Source organism: Psychrobacter sp. CX90 (assembly GCF_057396305.2).
Window position 1 is genome coordinate 1,207,793 of record NZ_CM182008.1, and the last position, 19,129, is coordinate 1,226,921.

11 protein-coding genes are annotated in these 19,129 nt (G+C 39.2%); 4 read left to right on the top strand and 7 right to left on the bottom strand.

The genetic code is table 11. The features are described from left to right. Positions 1 to 131 precede the first annotated feature (131 nt). From AC2SLN_RS04755 to AC2SLN_RS04765, 3 genes are all read left to right on the top strand, one after another. On the top strand, positions 132 to 1,772 hold the full coding sequence (locus AC2SLN_RS04755; protein WP_486548424.1) for an exonuclease SbcCD subunit D C-terminal domain-containing protein: 1,641 nt from the start codon (positions 132 to 134) through the stop codon (positions 1,770 to 1,772). A gap of 490 nt (positions 1,773 to 2,262) precedes the next feature. Then, positions 2,263 to 3,330: a Fic family protein gene (locus tag AC2SLN_RS04760; protein ID WP_486548425.1), complete on the top strand. Its 1,068-nt coding sequence runs from the start codon at positions 2,263 to 2,265 to the stop codon at positions 3,328 to 3,330. Positions 3,331 to 3,495: 165 nt separating this feature from the next. Next, positions 3,496 to 4,179, top strand: a complete 684-nt coding sequence (locus AC2SLN_RS04765; RefSeq protein ID WP_486548426.1) for a hypothetical protein — start codon at positions 3,496 to 3,498, stop codon at positions 4,177 to 4,179. A gap of 151 nt (positions 4,180 to 4,330) precedes the next feature. On the opposite strand, the gene AC2SLN_RS04770 is transcribed toward AC2SLN_RS04765, so the two are convergent. Together AC2SLN_RS04770 and AC2SLN_RS04775 are read right to left on the bottom strand one after the other, a co-directional pair. Beyond that, the gene (locus tag AC2SLN_RS04770) at positions 4,331 to 4,546 is read right to left on the bottom strand and encodes a hypothetical protein (RefSeq protein WP_486548427.1); all 216 of its coding nucleotides are present in this window, start codon (positions 4,544 to 4,546) and stop codon (positions 4,331 to 4,333) included. 21 nt (positions 4,547 to 4,567) lie between these two features. Next, complete coding sequence (locus tag AC2SLN_RS04775; RefSeq protein WP_486548428.1) at positions 4,568 to 4,819, bottom strand: hypothetical protein; 252 nt, start codon at positions 4,817 to 4,819, stop codon at positions 4,568 to 4,570. 365 nt (positions 4,820 to 5,184) lie between these two features. Here AC2SLN_RS04775 and AC2SLN_RS04780 point away from each other — a divergent pair, with 365 nt between their 5' ends. Then, on the top strand, positions 5,185 to 9,261 hold the full coding sequence (locus AC2SLN_RS04780) for an AAA family ATPase (protein ID WP_486548429.1): 4,077 nt from the start codon (positions 5,185 to 5,187) through the stop codon (positions 9,259 to 9,261). Positions 9,262 to 9,642: 381 nt separating this feature from the next. On the opposite strand, the gene AC2SLN_RS04785 is transcribed toward AC2SLN_RS04780, so the two are convergent. The 5 genes from AC2SLN_RS04785 to AC2SLN_RS04805 form a co-directional block, all read right to left on the bottom strand. Continuing rightward, a complete protein-coding gene (locus AC2SLN_RS04785) occupies positions 9,643 to 14,517 on the bottom strand; it encodes an NAD-glutamate dehydrogenase (protein ID WP_486548430.1) in 4,875 nt (1,624 codons plus the stop codon). A gap of 741 nt (positions 14,518 to 15,258) precedes the next feature. Beyond that, on the bottom strand, positions 15,259 to 16,011 hold the full coding sequence (locus AC2SLN_RS04790) for a PAP2 family lipid A phosphatase (protein ID WP_495057365.1): 753 nt from the start codon (positions 16,009 to 16,011) through the stop codon (positions 15,259 to 15,261). Positions 16,012 to 16,056: 45 nt separating this feature from the next. Next, a complete protein-coding gene (locus AC2SLN_RS04795; RefSeq protein ID WP_486548571.1) occupies positions 16,057 to 16,503 on the bottom strand; it encodes a diacylglycerol kinase in 447 nt (148 codons plus the stop codon). A 400-nt stretch (positions 16,504 to 16,903) separates the two neighbouring features. Beyond that, positions 16,904 to 18,313, bottom strand: a complete 1,410-nt coding sequence (locus AC2SLN_RS04800) for a sensor histidine kinase (protein ID WP_486548432.1) — start codon at positions 18,311 to 18,313, stop codon at positions 16,904 to 16,906. Positions 18,314 to 18,430: 117 nt separating this feature from the next. Beyond that, the gene (locus tag AC2SLN_RS04805; protein WP_486548433.1) at positions 18,431 to 19,114 is read right to left on the bottom strand and encodes a response regulator transcription factor; all 684 of its coding nucleotides are present in this window, start codon (positions 19,112 to 19,114) and stop codon (positions 18,431 to 18,433) included. Positions 19,115 to 19,129 lie beyond the last annotated feature (15 nt).

Below are 19,129 nucleotides of genomic sequence, written 5' to 3' on the forward strand. Positions count from 1 at the left end.
CTTAGAGCTGCTCAGAAGCCTGCTTAAATTTATTTGTGGTATGATATTTCAGGCACCAGTCTAGCTGTTAAATTTACTGCTTTTTCAAACCTTATTGCGTTGTACCTTCCTCAATGACGAACTCAAACTCTATGGCGAACTCAGATAAATCTCTTTCCGAAACCAATCCTTTAACCATACTGCACACCTCAGATTGGCATCTGGGCCGTCGATTATATGGTCAGATGCGCTATGAGGAATTTGAGGCTTTTTTAGCATGGTTAGAAGACGCCATTAGCCACTATCAAGTCGATATCCTTATAGTCGCGGGTGATATTTTCGACACCATGACACCGAGCAATCGAGCACAGGCGTTGTATTATGAGTTTTTGGGGCGGGTTGCGCTTTCAACCTGTCAACATATCGTCATCGTTGCAGGCAATCACGACTCCCCTACCTTTCTTGATGCGCCCAGCAATATATTAAAGTCATTAAATGTGCATGTGGTCGGAACGGCTTGTGAGGATTTAGAAGACGAGGTATTGACCCTCACTGATAGCGAAGGCTCTCCCTGTTGCATCATAACTGCTGTGCCTTATTTGCGTGATCGTGATGTGCGCAGTAGCCGTGCTGGTGAGTCTGATAGTGATAAAGACAGCAAGGTTATTGAAGGTATCAAAGCACATTACGATGGCGTGGCAGAAATTGCCAAAGCCCAACAAGATAAGCTTACTGAACAATACCAATGTCATATCCCAATTATCGCTACCGGTCACTTGTTTGCCTCTGGTGGACGTACCACAAATGATGACGGTGTACGCAATTTATACGTTGGCTCATTGGGCAAAATATCGGCTGATATGTTTGCAGACTGTTTTGATTATGTGGCGCTGGGTCATTTGCATGTACCGCAACGTGTCGGTGGACGTGAGCACATTCGTTATAGTGGTTCGCCGATTCCGATGGGTTTTGGGGAGGCTCGCCAGCAAAAGCAAGTTTTATTGATTCGGTTTGGCGACTCAATAGATGAGCGTTTAGATGATAGCCAACGGTTAACATTTAATTCAAATGAAACCTTTATTACTCCGACATTACAAACATCTACGTTAGAAATATCTACTTCTGAAACACCCTCAAAAACATCGGTTAAGCCTAAACTTAAAAATAAAGACAGTCTATTTATAGATGATCTGTTTGCGGGTATCGATGATGCGACTAGTGAAGGTAATAGCGAGCAAGATAAAATAGATAAATCGTCTGAAGAACTCCCGAGTAATACTATTAAAACTGATCCAGCTAATGTAGATAGCTTTGAGAAAGATAGCTTTGATATAGACGTTACCGACTCGCCTGCCCTTGTTTATCACGATCACGATAAGCAGATGCATATTACCTCTATACCCATTCCTACTTTTCAAAGGTTAATGCAGATTAAAGGAGATATGACACATATTGAGCAGTCCATAAATGCCTTACCGAAAGATGCGGTGATATGGTTGGAAGTTATCTATGAAGGTAATGAAATCGTGAGTAATCTTAATGAGGAAATACAGGCGTTACTTGAAGATACACCATTTAAAGCGTTAAAGATAAAGAACACGAATAATTATAATAAGGTATTAACGTCGGAAAATAGCACTGAGACGCTGCAAGACCTGAATGTGATGGAAGTGTTTGAACGCTGTATGACGGTGCATGATATCGCCGAGTCACAGAAGGACGAACTACGGGATGCTTACCAGCAAATTTTGCATGAAGCGACTCAGGAAGATGTTAATTCGGGTAAGGTTTGAATCAAGTATGACGTATTTAAACAGTCAAATCTTCAAGAAAACTAAATAACGCTTATCAACCAACACCGCATCTAGTCGTCTTAAATACTCTTAACTCGTAAATAACACCCTGATGGTTTATCTTATAAAGCCCCTTCCAATATAAACATAAATACAGGTTGTAAAATTTGGATATGCTATGAAACCGCCCTTTATTCTCACTAATACCATGTTTAGGGGCTGTTGAACATTCAAATATTAGGACTGCTGATAGCTAAAATTGTTCCAAACTAGGCGTAAACCGACGATAATGTCTAGACCTTAGCTAGGTTTATAACAACGTTTGGGGCGATTTTAGCATCAGCCCTGCGGGGCAAGGCTATTTTTTGTCAATATATTGCGAAATTTTCTAACTTAGAATGACTAAGCGTCAAAAATTTCCCTGCATATTGCCTAAAAAATCGCCTCCGACAGTTCCACATTTGAATGTTCAACAGACCCTAATCAAATCGTGCTAATCTCACAACAGATAGGACGATTAGAAGTAGCCTATCAAAGGCAACTGCACCTAAGAAAAGACAATCGCCTGCGTTCTATTCAGTCGTCATTAGCCATAGAAAATAACTCATTAACCCTAACGCAAGTGACTGATATTATCAACGGTAAACGGGTGCTTGGCAACCCTAGAGAAATTCAAGAGGTTAAAAACGCCTATGATGCGTATGAGCAAATCTTAAAATTTGACCCTTATAACATCAATGATTTTTTAACCGCACATGGGATGATGACAAAGGGCTTGGCAGATTATTCAGGGGAATGGCGACAAAGCGATATTGGCATCTATGACAGTTCAGGCAACCTTATCCATATGGGAGCACGCCCACAGTTTGTCCCTAAGCTCATGACGGATTTATTTAACTGGGCAAAAACCGACGACACGCCTATCTTAATAAAAAGTGCGGTTATGCACTATGAAATTGAAGTCATACACCCCTTTAGTGATGGAAATGGGCGCATGGGTAGGTTGTGGCAAACCGTATTATTAAGTCTGCAAAACCCTGTGTTTGCATGGTTACCTGTAGAGACGATTGTCTATGAAAACCAAGCACAATATTATAGAGCACTAGGGCTCGCAGATAAAGCCAATAACGCCACTGTTTTCATTGAGTTTATGCTTGATGCTATTTTGAATATGGTCAATGCCTATATCAATGAGGGTACTGACAAAGACGTTAGCTATAATCCTGATAACGCCAAAACCACTGATGTGAGCGATAAATCGGTAGAAATGAGCGATAAGAATGATGATTTGAGCGATAAAGATAGCGAAATGGGCGATAAAGTTGATATAGTGAGCGATAAATTATGTAAGCTGACTGACAATGAACAACAAGCTTATTTGTTGATTAGCGAATTCTTACAGACTCATTCGAGTATTAGTAATAGTGACGCTCAAATCTTGATACGCAAATCCGCCTCTACCGTCAGACGCTACCTAAACGCTTTAGTTCAGCAAGATTTATTAATCGCCAGTGGCGAGCGCAAAGCCAGAAAATATCGTTTGCCCGATCAATTTTAATATCACCAGCAATAACATAAGAATGCAAACTTGGGTAATGATATTAACTTAGATTTTAATCAAAGAAAGTCAGAAAGTGATTTAGTAGATGTGGATTAAGTTCGTAGGCTGGGCTAAAATCCCAACCTACTGTCGATAATACATTCTTTTAAATTAAGGTCATTTATGGATATCTTTTGGCAACAGCTCCTAGGCACGCTTGCCGGCAATACACTATTGATTGGATTAGCAGGCTTTTTGGGTAAGATATATATAGAACGCATAGCCCGTAATGAGCAAGCAAGTATCGACACAGTTGCAAGACATGACACGGCAGAACTGCAAAAGCAAATGGACAAATTGAAGCAGGAGCACGAAAAGATATTAGTTAAAGACGAACATTTTCATCAAATATCACAAGAAACGTACCAACGCTTATTTGAATTTAAAATAGAAGTTTATAAAGAACTTAATAAGTTGAAGTTGGAGTACGAAGTACCAATCCCTTATGATACGAACCAAATTGAGTTTAAAAACATTGATAACAGGGACTTACTAACCTTCAGAAAATTTCAAAAAATAATTGCTTATATAGGGAATAAAGCTGTATACATTACGCCAAACCTTCACGAAAAAGTAGATAATTTTAAAACTAAAACGGCGAAAAAAATACATGATATTGAGGATTATATATATTTTCACAGTGACTTGGTAAGTGATCCCGAAGATGCTGACAATCTTAGCAAATATGAAGCAGTTGAGTATTCTAAACTTTTTGAAGAAACGACAATTGAAAGGTTAGAAGTTATAAAACAGATAAACAACGATATCCTAAAAATAAGCCGTTATATACATGGAGATACTTTGTAATTGTAGTCTCTGTAGGGTGGGTTAGATTTTTCAAACCTCAAAGAGGTGTAGATAAAACGTAACCCACCATATATTTATTAAAAGACTGCATTTGTCATATTTATTGGGTGGGTTACGCTTCGCTAACCCACCCTACACTGGCAAAATATATTTATTCAAATTCAAATATTACTTGTCCTGGTTTAGCAGACGCTATACTGCGTAAATCCATAGTGGATTTTTTTCCAGCATCTTTAATGATTAGTTTGGCGTTATTATTAAGTGCACTTGCAATACTACGCAAATCCATAGTGGATTTTGTTGATGAAATCCTAATGCTACCTCCTGCACTTGCAATACTTCGTAAGTCCATTGTAGATTTAGTCATGAAATTATCCTTAGTTATTAGTTATACTTCTATTTCCCAACGAGGGGTAAATGTATTATCTGTTTCCTGAACTGAAATTATGTTAGATACAAAAAGATTCCTAGTTCCGCCTTTATTAATATCATAGCAGAAGAATTTCTCCGTACCAGCTGTGACTCTGTAGCTATAAGGCTCTGCCTCTCTTGTTTCTATAGAACCATCCTTTTCTTTAGCAGTAATTAGTATAGTATGTCGATTACGACCAGCAGAACTAATAGTATCTTTGATACTCATCTTACAAACCCCTTATTCTATGTGTGGTTCTATTTATATAGGTCTAATTTAATAACTTTCAAGTTATATTCAAAAAAAATAATTGATACACTACATGAGTTTTAGAATATTTCTCTTTATGAAACGTTAACCTTTCATCAGAGGAGCGGTTTAGCCTCGATTGAAGCGGATATACTGTACGGTTGAGTGAGTTGTGATGGCTTGGTTTTGGCGTGGCGCGCGAAGCAGGCGACACGTCAAACCTTAGCCACTCGCCTCACTCAAACGTGCAGATAGTAACGGAAAGCGAGATTAGCTACCAATCCTGATTACTTCAAAGCACCCTTTTAACTTCTTATTTCAAATATTAATTCTAAGATGACATCATGCGCTTAATTGAACTGCGACTTAAAAACCTAAACTCCTTGAAGGGCGAATGGCGTATCGACTTTAGCGATTCGGCGTTTGTGAATGAAGGGATTTTTGCCATTACGGGGCAGACGGGTGCAGGTAAGACGACCATTTTGGACGCTATTTGTTTAGCGCTGTATGGAGCGACGCCTCGCCTTGGTGAGATTACCTCAACCAATGATGTGATGACACGGCAGACTGGTGAATGTTATGCCGAAGTGGTGATTGAGTTGAACGGGGCACAGTACCGATGCCGTTGGGGTCAACGCCGAGCGTATGGCAAGTCTGATGGGAATTTGCAGAGTGCGACGCATGAGATCGCCGAGGTAAATATCGATAACCCGAGTGCGGGCGATAAGGTGCTTGAGGAAAAATCTTCGCTGACAAAAAAGAAAATTATTGAACTGACGTCGATGGATTTTTCGCAGTTTACCCGCTCTATTCTGCTAGCGCAGGGTAGTTTTTCAGCTTTTTTAAAAGCAAAAGCAGATGAACGTGCCGATATTTTGGAGAAGATTACCGGTACACAGATTTATGCCGATATCTCTAAAAACGTGCATGAGAAGTTTCGTATCGAGAAAGAAGAGTTGGAGCGGATGCAAGCAGTAGCTAATAGTTTGTCGCTGTTGGATGCTGATACCGAAGCAGAGTACCGAGAGACGATTGGCACTTTGAGTGATGAACTTGATACTAAGAAAGCCACGCAGGCAGGGTTTGAGGCGCAAATTAAGTGGCTGGATGCGGTTGCGGATTTACATGGTAAGCAAAAACAGTATCAGCAGGATGTGCTTAATGCTGAGCAAGCGAAGTTGGGATTTACTGCGGATGCCGAGCGTTTGGATAAGGCAAACAAGGCGCTTGAAATTAGCAATGACTTTAATCAATTAGTGATCTATCGTCAGCAATTGGACAGCGTAAAAACAGACCAGCATCAATGTAAGCAGGACTTGACGAAGGCTGAAAGTCAGCTTAGCCAAAATAAAGTTGATTTAGACTATGCCATATCAGCCGAGCAAACGGCATCCGATCAGTATGAAAAAGCACAACCTTTGATTGCTGACATAAGGGGAATCAATGGTCAAATTTTGCAGTTTCAACAGCGTTTGGATGACCAACGGACTCGCCATAAAACATTAACCACCAATATTGATACGTTAAACACTTCTTTAAATACGTCTAAAGTTGATCAAGCGCAATTGAAGACTCAGCTATATAAAGCAAACGACTATCTTGCTACTCGCTCGCATCATGAACAACTGGTCAGCCATATTGAGTCATTTCATCAGCTTGGGAAGCAGATTAAAAGCTTGTTAAGCAATAATGCGGATAAGGCATCAAATAGAAGTCATGCGTTAAGTAACTTTGCACAATTAACGCAGAAACTTGAAACGCTCAAGAGTAGCCAGCAACAAGCGGATGCTCAAATTGAAAGTAAAAAACAAGAGGTTGACTCTTTAAAGGCGCAACATCGTAACTTACTGCAAGGGCAAACTCTACAATCGCTACGTCATCAACTAAACCATATCGACCAAAGTAGCAAACAGCTTAGTGATATGCGGGCGCAATTTAGTCAGATAGGTGAGCTTACCTCACAAGTGCAAGCGTCTCTTTCTTTGCTACCGAGTAGTCAATCCAAGATTGATAAGTTTCAGCAGCGTATTGAGACGAATGAACAAACGCTAGATAGACTGAATACCGAGTATGAGGATAAAAAGACCAATTTAGAGCTATTGCAACAAGTCGCTAAGCTTGAAGATTTTATTGATTTGTTGCAACACGATGAGCCTTGCCCACTGTGTGGATCTCTTGAGCATCCTTATGCGAGCAATCATCCGTTGTTAAAAGACACGTCACAGGATGGTTTGGATAAGCCCTCTCCCATTGCTGAACTTAAAAACCGTTTAGGTGAATTATCCATTGAGATTAAGGATATCGAGAGGCTTATTGCTGAAGATAAAATTAATTTGGCAACTTCGAAAAATGAGCTGAACGGTTATCAAAAACAGTTAAGTGATCAGTTAGCCCAAGCATCAAATTTAGTCGTTAATAATTCATCACAGATAGCGACCTTTAAACAACTATTAAATACCGTTAGCCCTAAGCTTGTAGAGAGTTTTGATAACTATTCATTAGTGACGCAACTCAATGAATCGCAAAAGACTTTAAGCGCTAATTTTAACAACCCAGCTCATGATGTTTCCAATGAAGCGTTAGAAAACATAAAGGCGACTTCTAATGATTTAATGACGCTGTTGCAAGAGGTTATGCAAGACTTAGCATCGCAAAAGGATTACCTGAATACCTTACTTGATGATAACGATAGGTTAATGCAGGAGATTAGCCAAGGTGAAACGGCACTTAAAGCTTTGCAAGATAACGCCCACTCTGCTTTGCAAGAAATAAATGATATCGAAACTAAGATTAAACTGAGTCAACAACAAGTTGCCAGTGATGACGCTTATATCGAGAGTAATTTTACAGAGATTGAGCGTTTGGTTCAGTCTATACGCCATTTAGCTAGTTCCTATAAATTTGATGATAAGGATAAATGGACGACCCTTGATACAGGGCTTAATAAATTATGTGACTCTATAACCAATAAACAGGTTCTAACCACACTTGAGTCTGAAACGTATATAGAAACTCTGCGCAACTATTGTAGAGGGATGCAACAACTTCAAAAGGACTATGGACAACAGCGAGAACTTAGCCAATCGCTTAATAGTGAAATCAGCAATAGTGCTACCAAAATCAAAGGCTTAGTAAATCAGCTTGAACAGTTGCAAAGTGAATGGGATTCTTTATCTACTGCTATTAATGATTTGCAAGCTCAGCTAACAACACTACAAGACAACAGACAAACGCACTATCAGAAGATGGTTAGTGAGCTTAATATTAAGGTGCCCAGTGTTGAGGATGTTGACGGTATTGTTAAAGACAGCAACGAAGAAGCTCCTGCTTATGTAGTTGCCGACATAGACGCCATTGATAAACGCCTGCGTTTGGCAATGGATAGTGCAAGACTAACGCTATCTAAGGTGAGAGAATCATTTATTAATAACCAACAGCGTATCGAACAACTTAAACAACAGGTATTAAAACTGGATAAGGTAATAACAGAAACCAGTGAAAAGTTAGTACAGCAACAAACTGTGTTTGAAGGATTGTTAAAAGATAATAACTTTGATGATGAAAGTGAGTTTAAAGATGCCATGTTGGAGCGTGAGACTCGTGAGGCATTAGCCAGACAACAACAACAGATAGACAGTGATTTAAAAATTGCTCAACATAGACTTGAGGATAGCAAAAAGCAACTAGTAGAAAAACTCGCTAATCCGTTGGTTAAAGACTATGACGGTAATGAAACCGTTAAAGCGACGCTCACAACCAAACTGTCAGCAATAGAGGACGAGATATCAGAGCTTAATAAACAAATTGGCGCACTTGAACAAAAGCTGAAAGACAATGAAGCCAATAAAGCCAATCAACAGGCACAACTTGAGGCAATTAAATCTCAACAACAATCATTTGCGGTTTGGCGTAATTTACGCGAGCTCATTGGGTCGGCTGATGGCAAAAAATATCGCACCTTTGCGCAAGGTTTGACCTTCCAAATCATGGTCAGTAACGCCAATACCCAGCTTAAAAAGATGAGTGACCGTTACCTGCTTACCCGTGATGAAGAGAATCCATTAGAGCTAAATGTCATTGATGACTATCAAGGTGGCGAGATTCGTAGTACCAAGAATTTGTCGGGCGGTGAAGGATTTATTATTAGTTTGGCGTTGGCGCTTGGATTGTCCAAAATGGCGAGTCAAAATATCAGTGTGGACTCATTATTTTTGGATGAAGGGTTTGGGACGCTTGATGAGGACTCGCTTGATATTGCCCTTGATACTTTGACCAATCTGCAAGCAGAAGGCAAATTGATTGGGGTCATCTCACATGTACAGAGTTTAAAAGAGCGAATACTCACTCAAATTAAAGTCGAGAAAATATCGGGTGGGCACAGTCAGATTAGCGGTGCAGGGTGTTATGCTGTGGAAACATAACTTTATACCTCAACCTCAACTTAATAGCCGGCAATATTAATAACTGAATTATCAACAGTACTTTTAGCTGCTCAATTGGAAAATACTGAAAAGGGTTGCAAGTCTCCCTTTTTTCAAAGGGGGATTTTACCGAAAACTCATCCCCAAGCCTATTTTTACCTTCAGTTTAATATTCCACATTCTAATAATGACTTACACGTGAAAAGATAGAGCGGTTTAGCCCTGACAGTAGCGGATATACTTGGTAAAGCAAAGGGCTGATACGCTTGCTTTAAACCGTTATCGCGAAGCAGGAACGGGTTAAAGCGTAGCGGTTCGCCCTTTGCAAACCAAGATAGTAGCGGATGGCAGGATTAGCTACATAATCTAACAAACAGCCAGCTACTCTCCAATCAACTTATTAATCTCACTAATCATGACGGATAAGGCAGATAAGCTAACAGTGGCACCATCAAGATTATCCATCTCGGTAGCCATACTCTCAATAGATTGCTTATGAGCATTTTGCCACTGTTGTAACGCTTGCTCAGGCGCTTCTTGCGACAGCAACTTGGTCATCATTTGTCTTAGACTACGGGTTAGTTCATTTAATAGGGCATAACGAGCGCGTCTATCCCAATGATCTTGCTGAGGAAGCTGTTCAACTTGAGACAATAACCAGTCGATATGCAGGTTCTGATATACCTCAAAGTAAAGCTTAGCAATGTCATCAATTGTGCGGTCATATTTCTCTGCCAATAACACGGTATCTAATGCATCTATGGCATACGGTAAGATGGCAAATGTCTGAGAATCACTTTGATCTAGGCCTACCGAGTTCAGATCTGCAATATCATCTTCTAGATTTGCATCAAACTGGGTAGCAATGATGCCTTGAGGCTGAGTTAATTCCTCTACGCCTTTTTTGAAGCGTTCCACCGTATTTGCAACCTCTAAGTCACTACCATAAGCATTAATTAACCAGACGATGCCTTGCTCTAAGACATCTCTGATTCTATTTTCAAGCTCTAGTAAGGTAATGGCATCAACCTGATTATCCAGTGTTTCAAGCGTTTTCCAGCTGTGAGTGACTTGGAAAATGTCCCTAGCAATCGCATACGCTCTAATAATGGTCGCAATGGACTGATTGGTTTCTTCAAATAAGCGGAAAATCGCTTCGATACCCAGACGGTTAACCACACTATTGGTCAAATAGGTACTGATGATTTCACGGTGTAAACGGTGACGGGTCATCTCTTCAAAAAAGCGATTTGCTAACTCATCTGGGAAATATTTACGTAGCTCATTGACAAAATAGGGATCATTTGGCAAGTCTGATGCTAACAATTGATCATAAACCCACATTTTGCCATACGCTAATATCACTGACAGCTCTGGACGGGTCATGCCAGTTCCCGTTCGTCTGCGCTGCTCAATGACCTCATCAGTAGGCAAAAACTCAATGGCTCTATCCAAACGGCCTTCGGATTCTAAATAGTTAATGATGCGCTTATGATCGGTTAGATTATCCATAGCATTTAAATGGCTAAGCTCTATAGCCTGCGGCTGCAGATAATTTTGACGTAAGACTAAGTCTCCCACCTCATCCGTCATACTTTTTAATAACTCATTGCGCTGCTTGGTGGTCATATCACCTTGTTCAACTACCTTGCCCAATAAGATTTTTATATTCACTTCATGATCTGAGCAATTAACACCACCTGAGTTGTCAATAGCATCCGTATACAGTTGCCCACCTTTTTGTTCTGGACCCCCATATAGGGCATATTCAATACGGCCTTGCTGGGTACAGCCTAAGTTACCCCCTTCCCCAAATACTTTGGCTCGAATGTCTTTACCATTAACCCTAACGGCATCATTGGCTCGGTCGCCCACATCAGCATGGCTCTCTTCACTACTTTTAACGTATGTGCCAATACCTCCGTTCCAAATCAAATCCACTGGGGCTTTCAGCAGCTTGTTTATCAGCTCATTTGGCGTCAGGGTATCGTCTTCAATGCCAAAGGCAGACTTCATCTCTGCCGAGATATGAATAGATTTATCTTGACGAGAAAAAACGCCACCACCTTCGCTAATGAGGGACTTATCGTAATCATCCCAAGTAGATCGGGGCAAGTTAAACAAACGCTCACGCTCTGCATACGAGCTTTCTAAATCTGGATTGGGATCAATAAAAATATGCAGGTGATTAAAGGCGGCTTGCAGTTTAGTAAACTTAGAAAGTAGCATACCATTACCAAACACATCACCACTCATATCACCAATGCCGACAACGGTAAAATCATCTTTATGTTGAATGTCACGTTGCAGCATTCTAAAATGACGCTTAACCGACTCCCAAGCACCGCGCGCAGTAATACCCATCGCTTTATGGTCATAACCGACTGAACCACCTGAAGCAAAGGCATCATCTAACCAAAACCCATATTCAGCTGCTACTGCATTAGCCACATCAGAGAAGCTCGCCGTACCTTTATCCGCTGCTACCACCAAATAAGGGTCATCCTCATCATGGCGCACCGTATTATTCGGAGGCACTACCTTACCGTCGACTAGGTTATCAGTGATGTCTAGCATTCCTCTTAAAAAAGTCTGATAACAGGCTATCCCTTCTTTTTGAAAAACATCTCTACCATCTGCTGGTGTCTTTTGTTTAACAATGAAACCACCTTTAGAACCAACCGGTACAATAACCGCATTTTTAACCATTTGAGCTTTCACTAAGCCCAAGACTTCCGTACGAAAATCCTCCATTCGATCTGACCAACGCAGTCCGCCCCTTGCTACTTTGCCACCACGCAGATGTATCGCTTCAACACGTGGAGAGTAAACAAAGATTTCAAACATAGGTTTTGGCTTGGGCAGATTGGGTATCCTACTGGCCGCAAACTTAAATGACAGTCTATCTTTACGATTCCCTTCTGCATCACGCTGATAGAAGTTAGTACGCAACATGGCATTGATCAAATCCAAATACCACCGCAAAATCCTATCTTCATCCAAGCTTTCAACTTTTGACAAAGCGGTTAGCAGTTGTACTTGGTAATCATTGGTTTTAGACTCACGTTCGCTATCGCTATATTCAGGATTCATACGCGCATCGAACAGATTAGCCAGCATGACTGCGACATCGCCATTTTTAACCAAAGTTTGCTGAATATAATGGCTCGAAAACGGCGCTTTCGCTTGTAAAATATAACGCATAAGTGCTCTTAGAACCACAACTTCATGAGTATCTAAGCGGGTAGCCAATACCAACTCGTTAAGCGGATCACTTTCAACTCGACCTGCCCAAATTTGTGCCAAGCTGTCCTCAAACTGCTCACGCACCACTTTTAAATTGATAGTTTGAGCATGACGAAGGGTTAACTCATATTCTTGCAACCAAGTCGGTTGATCAGCCACATCAAACTCATAGGTCTGAGCTGAGATAACAGACACACCAAAGTCTTCTAAAATGGGTAATATATTCGATAAGATGGCAGGATGATTTAAGCCATATAATTTCAGGTGCAACTGATTTTTCTCATCACCTGTAGACTGATAGATTTTCCATATCATTGGATTATCGCTGCTGAGTCTTGCCAGCCTTTTTATATCAGTAGCGCCTGTACGGGCATCAAATGTTTCTTTATAAGCGGCTGGAATACTCTGTAAATAACGCTTCAGTAAACTATTGGCTTGTTTTTCGCCAAGCGTCTCCACCATGACCTGCTGATACTGATCTGACCAATCGTCCATTAGCCCGTTAAGTTCATCTTCTAACTGATCTAGATCTACAGCATTAATTCTGCCTGGTTCAGTACGCACATGTACATGCACCCGAGCATGATAAGACTCATCAAATTCGGTAGTAAACCTCGCTGAGTAACCGTTAAACGCATCAATCAAAGCTTGTTGCATTTTCAGGCGCATTCCGGTATTGAATTTGTCACTTGGAATATATACCAAACATGACACAAAGCGCTGATAATGGTCCACACGGCAGAACAAACTCAAGCGTTTTTTATCTTTAATCTGAGCTATGCCTGTGACAATGGTATATAGCTCATCAGTACTTGCCTGAAACAAGTCATCTCGAGGCAAGGTATTAATGATGTGCATGTATTTACGGTAGTTATAACCATTTAATGGGAAATCTGCCATTTCCATAATTTTTTTGCATTTTTCACGCAATAAAGGAATCTGTTGCACACTTGATTGATAAGCTTGTGAGGTTAATAAACCAACAAAACGGTATTCACCAATTAACTGTCCCGACTCATCATATTTATGAATACCCAAAAAATCCATATAAACTGGACGGTGAATTGGAGACAGATGACTCGATTTTGATAACAATACAACACGAGGTACGGTCATCAGTACCTTTAAACTATCGGGTAGCTGAGAGAAGCTTTTTGAGCGTTTGTCTTCAGTGTCTCCGTTTAACAGCCCCAAACCACTATTGCCGACGGCGATAAGATCTATCCTTTGTGCAGCGTCAGGAGACAGAGCGGTATCAAAATCATTATCTAGCTTTGGTAAATACTCAACGCCTTCAAGACGGTACTCTTTAAACCCTAGAAATATAAAATGATCATCTAAAATCCACTGTAAGAAGGCCTTAAGTTCCTCAGCACTATGGTACAGCTCCGGAATAGGGTTTTTGTCTAACTCATCTTTGACATGGCTAAGCTTATTACGCATGGCTTGCCAATCCCCAACTATGGTATCCAGAGTTGATATTTTGTCTTTTAATAGCTCTCCTAAAGCCTCCATTGTCTTGCTATCAGTATTCTCAATCTCACAATGCACGACTGATAAATAGCGGGTATCACTATCTTGTACATCTTTAATAGAAACAATCTCGCCTTGATCATCTCGATCAACATCTATGATGTTGTTATGAATCCAATGCACATCTAGCCCAAGTTCATCAATGCACATTGATAAAGTCTCTACCAGAAAAGGTCTATTATAAGCGACCAGTTGCAATACCGTATGACGGCTATGGAAATGCTCCTCTTCGACATTTGGATTAAATAAGCAAATCTCAGGCTGATTGTCTTGATAAGACTTTAATAAGACAAAATGATGCAACGCTATTCCCGCTAAATCTATATCTGATACTTTTTCAGCTATCCGTGGTGCTAAATTTTGATAATATACGGAGATAAAGTCCTCTACTAAGTTTTTATCATTACTGACATATCCCTGTGCAATATTTATTATATTTTTAAGACGATCGTTACTTAGAGAATGTTTATTTTTCATTTTCAATCCTTTATATTATTTGTTTTAAATTATTTTTAGACACTAAGACAATGCATTAAATACTTTAAACTTCGTTCATAAAAGCCCGCTATTTCTATCCTATTGAATAACTTACCTTTAATATCTTGTATACCTTGCTTTTTTATATCGCCTTTTTTACACTTATTTTATGGCAAAATTAATTCATCCTAACTCATAGACTTCTATCACTGCAAAACGAGGGCTTGTTCTTATAATTCCAGTGAGAACAAGCCCTGATTTTGTGATAGAAGAATTAAACGTATTAGGATTATATATATTTAATAGCCCGCATAATGACTATTAAATATGTGAAGCAAACAAGTTTATGATAACCACTATGAACACCCTGACCGTTTATATAACCTATTTATTGATATCATTCAGCTAGTTATGCATTGTCTATGCTAATTCTACCTTCTGTTGCTCTCAGACTAAAGGGTTTAACTATGTTTCATACGTCGCCCAGTCAATCATAATAATAAGTAGGCGATTGAACAAAAAAAGCAATAAGATAGATGGCTTAGTGTAACCCATGTTTATGTCTAAATTAATTCACTTTAATTATTAGGCAATGACAAAAGCCGCAATCTAATCTATAGACTGCGGCTTTTACCGTCAAAAAGTATTAAACGCTTAAGTCTAAACCTCCTGATCCTAAATAAAGAAATACTGCGGGTTGAGTTATTTAATAGACTGAAATCTGATGGTTTAAGGTACTTTTTATCGATTAAAAAATAAGCCAGCCATGACACTAGCGATGGTTAGGGATAACAGCATAGATACTAACGTGTGACTAAAAAAATGATCGCCAAATAACATTTTATACGCTCCTAAAGTCCATCCAATTATGGTTATTATTGTAAATAATTTATAACGGTACTGGCAGAGCTTGGGTATAAATACCATACCATACAAGGCAAATCCAGTACTTGCATGAGCTGCAGGGAAGCATTTTGAGGGTATTTGAGCCTGTATATTTTCCCAAATACTTAGATAAGGATAGTTGCCACCAAACAATACTAAATGATTAGGGCAACTCACATGGGTTACACTTTTTAGCACTGCAATTGAGGCTGGCGCAATAGCAATAATTAATAATAAGTAGCTTATTTCACTTTTTGATAAATTCAGAAAAAATTTATTTAATTGAGTCAGAAACTTGGGTTTATTTAAGTCTTTTCTATTAAAACCTCTTCTATTAAATACAAACGCGATGTGTTTTAAATAGCCACTCTTAATGACCAATACAACTAAAAGGTAAATAGCAAAAACAATCAACAGCAGCTTTGGTAAGTTATAGAATATAAAAGCGTAAGGTTGAGCTCCTTTTTCTAAAAGCCAATGTCCATCGCTATAAAAAATCTTACTTATCATAACGTCGAATTGGCTATGCTCAAACGTCAATGTGGCAATGATGGTCAAGCAAAAAAGCTTGAACCATAGGTACTGATTGGACTTATTAGTTAAATTCATACCACTTCTGTATCCGTCATTAACATCCATTAAGTTATAAAAGAGCTAAAACATGTGAGCTAAGGTAGACATAGCCATTGCCCATAAAATGAATAATAACAATAAGGCAAGAAACTGAGCAGCAGACCCAACATCTTTAGCTATTTTGGCAAGAGGATGCTGTTCTGTTGAAGTATGGTCAATACTGGCTTCAATACCCGTATTAATAAGCTCTGTAATTAGGGATAGAAATGAGGCGAATACCAATGTCATTTTAATACTGAGTGTAAAAGGGATGAAAACAATCCCAACAAACAGTATTGAATTTAACCAAACAACTTGGCGAAAAGCAGCTTCATTTTGATAAGCAGCCTTAAACCCATCTGTCGAATAGGACGCTGCTTTAAGAATCCGAGCGATGCCTTGCTTACCTTTGAGCCGGCTTGCAAAACTATGCTCATCAAGACTTTTTAGGGTAGATTGATTAGTATGAGTCGCAAATGTAGTTTTCATCTCGCAATTTTTAGATCTCGGCTGCGGAGATGGTAGGTTGCTATAGGACATGCGGGTAGACTGTGAGGAGGTAGGTTTGCTCATGATAACCCTCTTAACCAAAGTAGTACCAAATCTAGAAGTTAACCTATCGAGTAAGACGAGTGCAGACGCTGTAAATAGTAGGTTCAGCGAGCCTGCCAAACATAGGTCATTTAATAGAAAGGGCATAAGTAGTGTTGCTTTAAAACCTACAATCTAAGATGACTTAAATTAGGACTGCAAACAGCAATTTTAGACAGTATAGGTATACGTAGGTTAAGATTACGTTAAGAAGAAAAATCAAAAATTGGTAAATGTCATTAATCATGCACGCTAGACCATATATCATGCCCCAGTAGTTTTAAGCGTTAAATATAGTTTAGTTGTAAAATACAGTAAACGTACTGCCTTTTGATACATTGATATTTGAAGCATGGTTATTTGAAGCATGATTACTTGAAACATTGATATTTGATACATTGCTAGTATGAGTAAGTGTCCAGCCAAGGTGAGTCATGATTCGCTGGACAATGCTTAAACCAAGACCAGAGCCCTCAACATTAATACTGTTTGGTTCAACGCGCTCAAAACGTTTATACAGTAGTGGCATCATACTGTCTGGTATGCCATGCCCCGTATCTGTTACTGTGATTGTCTTATCATCAATGCTAATAATTACCTCACCTTCATCCGTATACTGAAAAGCGTTTTTGATTAAATTTCCCATTGCCATCTTTAATAACTCTGGACGTACGAAGGCATAATAATCATTGTCGGCCTGAACCTTACAAGTCACGGACTTATGCTGAATTAAATAGCGCAAACGTGTCACTTCACTATTAACTATCTTATTTATAGAAGTCAAAGGCTTATCAAGCTTTTCAGGTGCACGCGATAATAACAATAAGGCACTGATAATATCTGAAGTTTCTTTAGCGGTCGTATTAATACGTTTCGTAAACTCTAAAGCTTTACTGTTATCTTCAAGTTGTAAAGATAGAACTTCGGACGCTCCCATGATAATTGTTAGAGGTGTCCGCAGCTCATGACTCACATCACCTGTAAATAATTGCTCACGCTTAAGATACTCGAATAATTTATTGTTTTTATCGTCAATTGCCCGCGCTAAAATCCCTACCTCTGAGGGTAAGTTAGTCAACTTTTCAAGCTCATAGGTATCCGCTTCAACGGCTTTCTTTAGATCTGATATAGGTTTGACGATAGCTCGGTGTGCAAAATATGAAAAAACAAGCGCCACCAATAGGCTTACGCCAATCGCACCGATTAGCGCTTTGTAAAATATATTTTCCAATGCTTCGAACATGGCCAACACAGGGTATTGATTACTTGTGGGGTCATCCCTGTCTGTGTCATTAACAATAGTACTGCCAGTATCAAGATAGCTTAAGATATAATCTTGATCATGATAATGATATTTAAAGAAATACAGATCAGCTTCTTTTCCCGTAACGTTTTCAGACTTTAATACTTGCATCTCATTTGATGCTAATGCTTTTAACTGTTTTGGTGCTGTCTGTAGCGTATAAATAGATACCTTAGAAGATTTATAGGGCTTATATTTATCAACATTTAACTGATTGTCTGTATCCTCTAGTTTATTATCGTTGTCACTAAGTTGTAATTGCTGTAGCAGATAACTCTCTACTAATAACGCTTCAACCCTCTCCTCTGCCATATGAAAAATACTGATGAATGAGCAACACAGTAATACCGCGAATAACAGATACGATAAACGCAGTTTGTTACTAATTGCGTGCATATTAAACATAGTAGTCAGTCATATTTAGAGAGATATTAGGTCAGGGATTTAAAACATGGGTGATAAAATTTTAAAATTAGGACTTACACAGCTTCGAAAGGGATAGTAAAACTAATCCTAATGAATTTAATCTTCTGGATTCCTTAATTGATAACCTACGCCTGGCACGGTATGAATCATTGGTGTTTTGAAGGGTTTATCTATTTGGGTACGCACACTATGCATGTGTGTACGAAGCGCATCACTATTGGGAATATCATTCCCCCAAACCCGCTCCTCCAACTCCGCCTTACTCACGACATTTGGAGATGACTGCATAAGAATATGTAAGATTTTGAATCCCGTTGGGGTCAGCTTTATCGGCTTATCTTCACGATATACCGTGTGTTTTTCAGCATCTAATATTAAAGAGCCTAGTATTATTTCATTCTTAAAATGTTCATCATGATGGCGACGAATTAAAGCCTTCACTCGAGCTTCAAGCTCAACCAATGAAAAAGGCTTAACTAGATAATCATCTGCGCCACTATCAAACCCTGCGACCTTATCAGTAATGGTATCTCGAGCTGTCAACATTAATATTGGTGTTTTAATATGGTGATTTTCTCGTAAATCCTTACACAGCTTTGTACCCTCTATACCTGGAAGCATAACATCTAACAATATGACATCATAGCGATTACTAGAGGCTAACGTTAAACCACTATATCCATTATAAGCATTGTCTAACTCATATCCTTTAGGCTCAAAAAATGCAAAGATATTTGCCACAATATCGGGATTGTCTTCAATAATTAGAATCTTAGTCATTGCATTTATCCTTCA

What these genes read in the sequence shown, in the direction of transcription:
- AC2SLN_RS04765 (WP_486548426.1), top strand. Translation starts at nt 3,496, where the DNA reads ATGGATATCTTTTGGCAACAGCTCCTAGGCACGCTTGCCGGCAATACA.
- AC2SLN_RS04775 (WP_486548428.1), bottom strand. Translation starts at nt 4,819, where the DNA reads ATGAGTATCAAAGATACTATTAGTTCTGCTGGTCGTAATCGACATACT.
- AC2SLN_RS04770 (WP_486548427.1), bottom strand. Translation starts at nt 4,546, where the DNA reads ATGACTAAATCTACAATGGACTTACGAAGTATTGCAAGTGCAGGAGGT.
- AC2SLN_RS04800 (WP_486548432.1), bottom strand. Translation starts at nt 18,313, where the DNA reads ATGTTTAATATGCACGCAATTAGTAACAAACTGCGTTTATCGTATCTG.
- AC2SLN_RS04785 (WP_486548430.1), bottom strand. Translation starts at nt 14,517, where the DNA reads ATGAAAAATAAACATTCTCTAAGTAACGATCGTCTTAAAAATATAATA.
- AC2SLN_RS04790 (WP_495057365.1), bottom strand. Translation starts at nt 16,011, where the DNA reads ATGAATTTAACTAATAAGTCCAATCAGTACCTATGGTTCAAGCTTTTT.
- AC2SLN_RS04780 (WP_486548429.1), top strand. Translation starts at nt 5,185, where the DNA reads ATGCGCTTAATTGAACTGCGACTTAAAAACCTAAACTCCTTGAAGGGC.
- AC2SLN_RS04755 (WP_486548424.1), top strand. Translation starts at nt 132, where the DNA reads ATGGCGAACTCAGATAAATCTCTTTCCGAAACCAATCCTTTAACCATA.
- AC2SLN_RS04805 (WP_486548433.1), bottom strand. Translation starts at nt 19,114, where the DNA reads ATGACTAAGATTCTAATTATTGAAGACAATCCCGATATTGTGGCAAAT.
- AC2SLN_RS04795 (WP_486548571.1), bottom strand. Translation starts at nt 16,503, where the DNA reads ATGAAAACTACATTTGCGACTCATACTAATCAATCTACCCTAAAAAGT.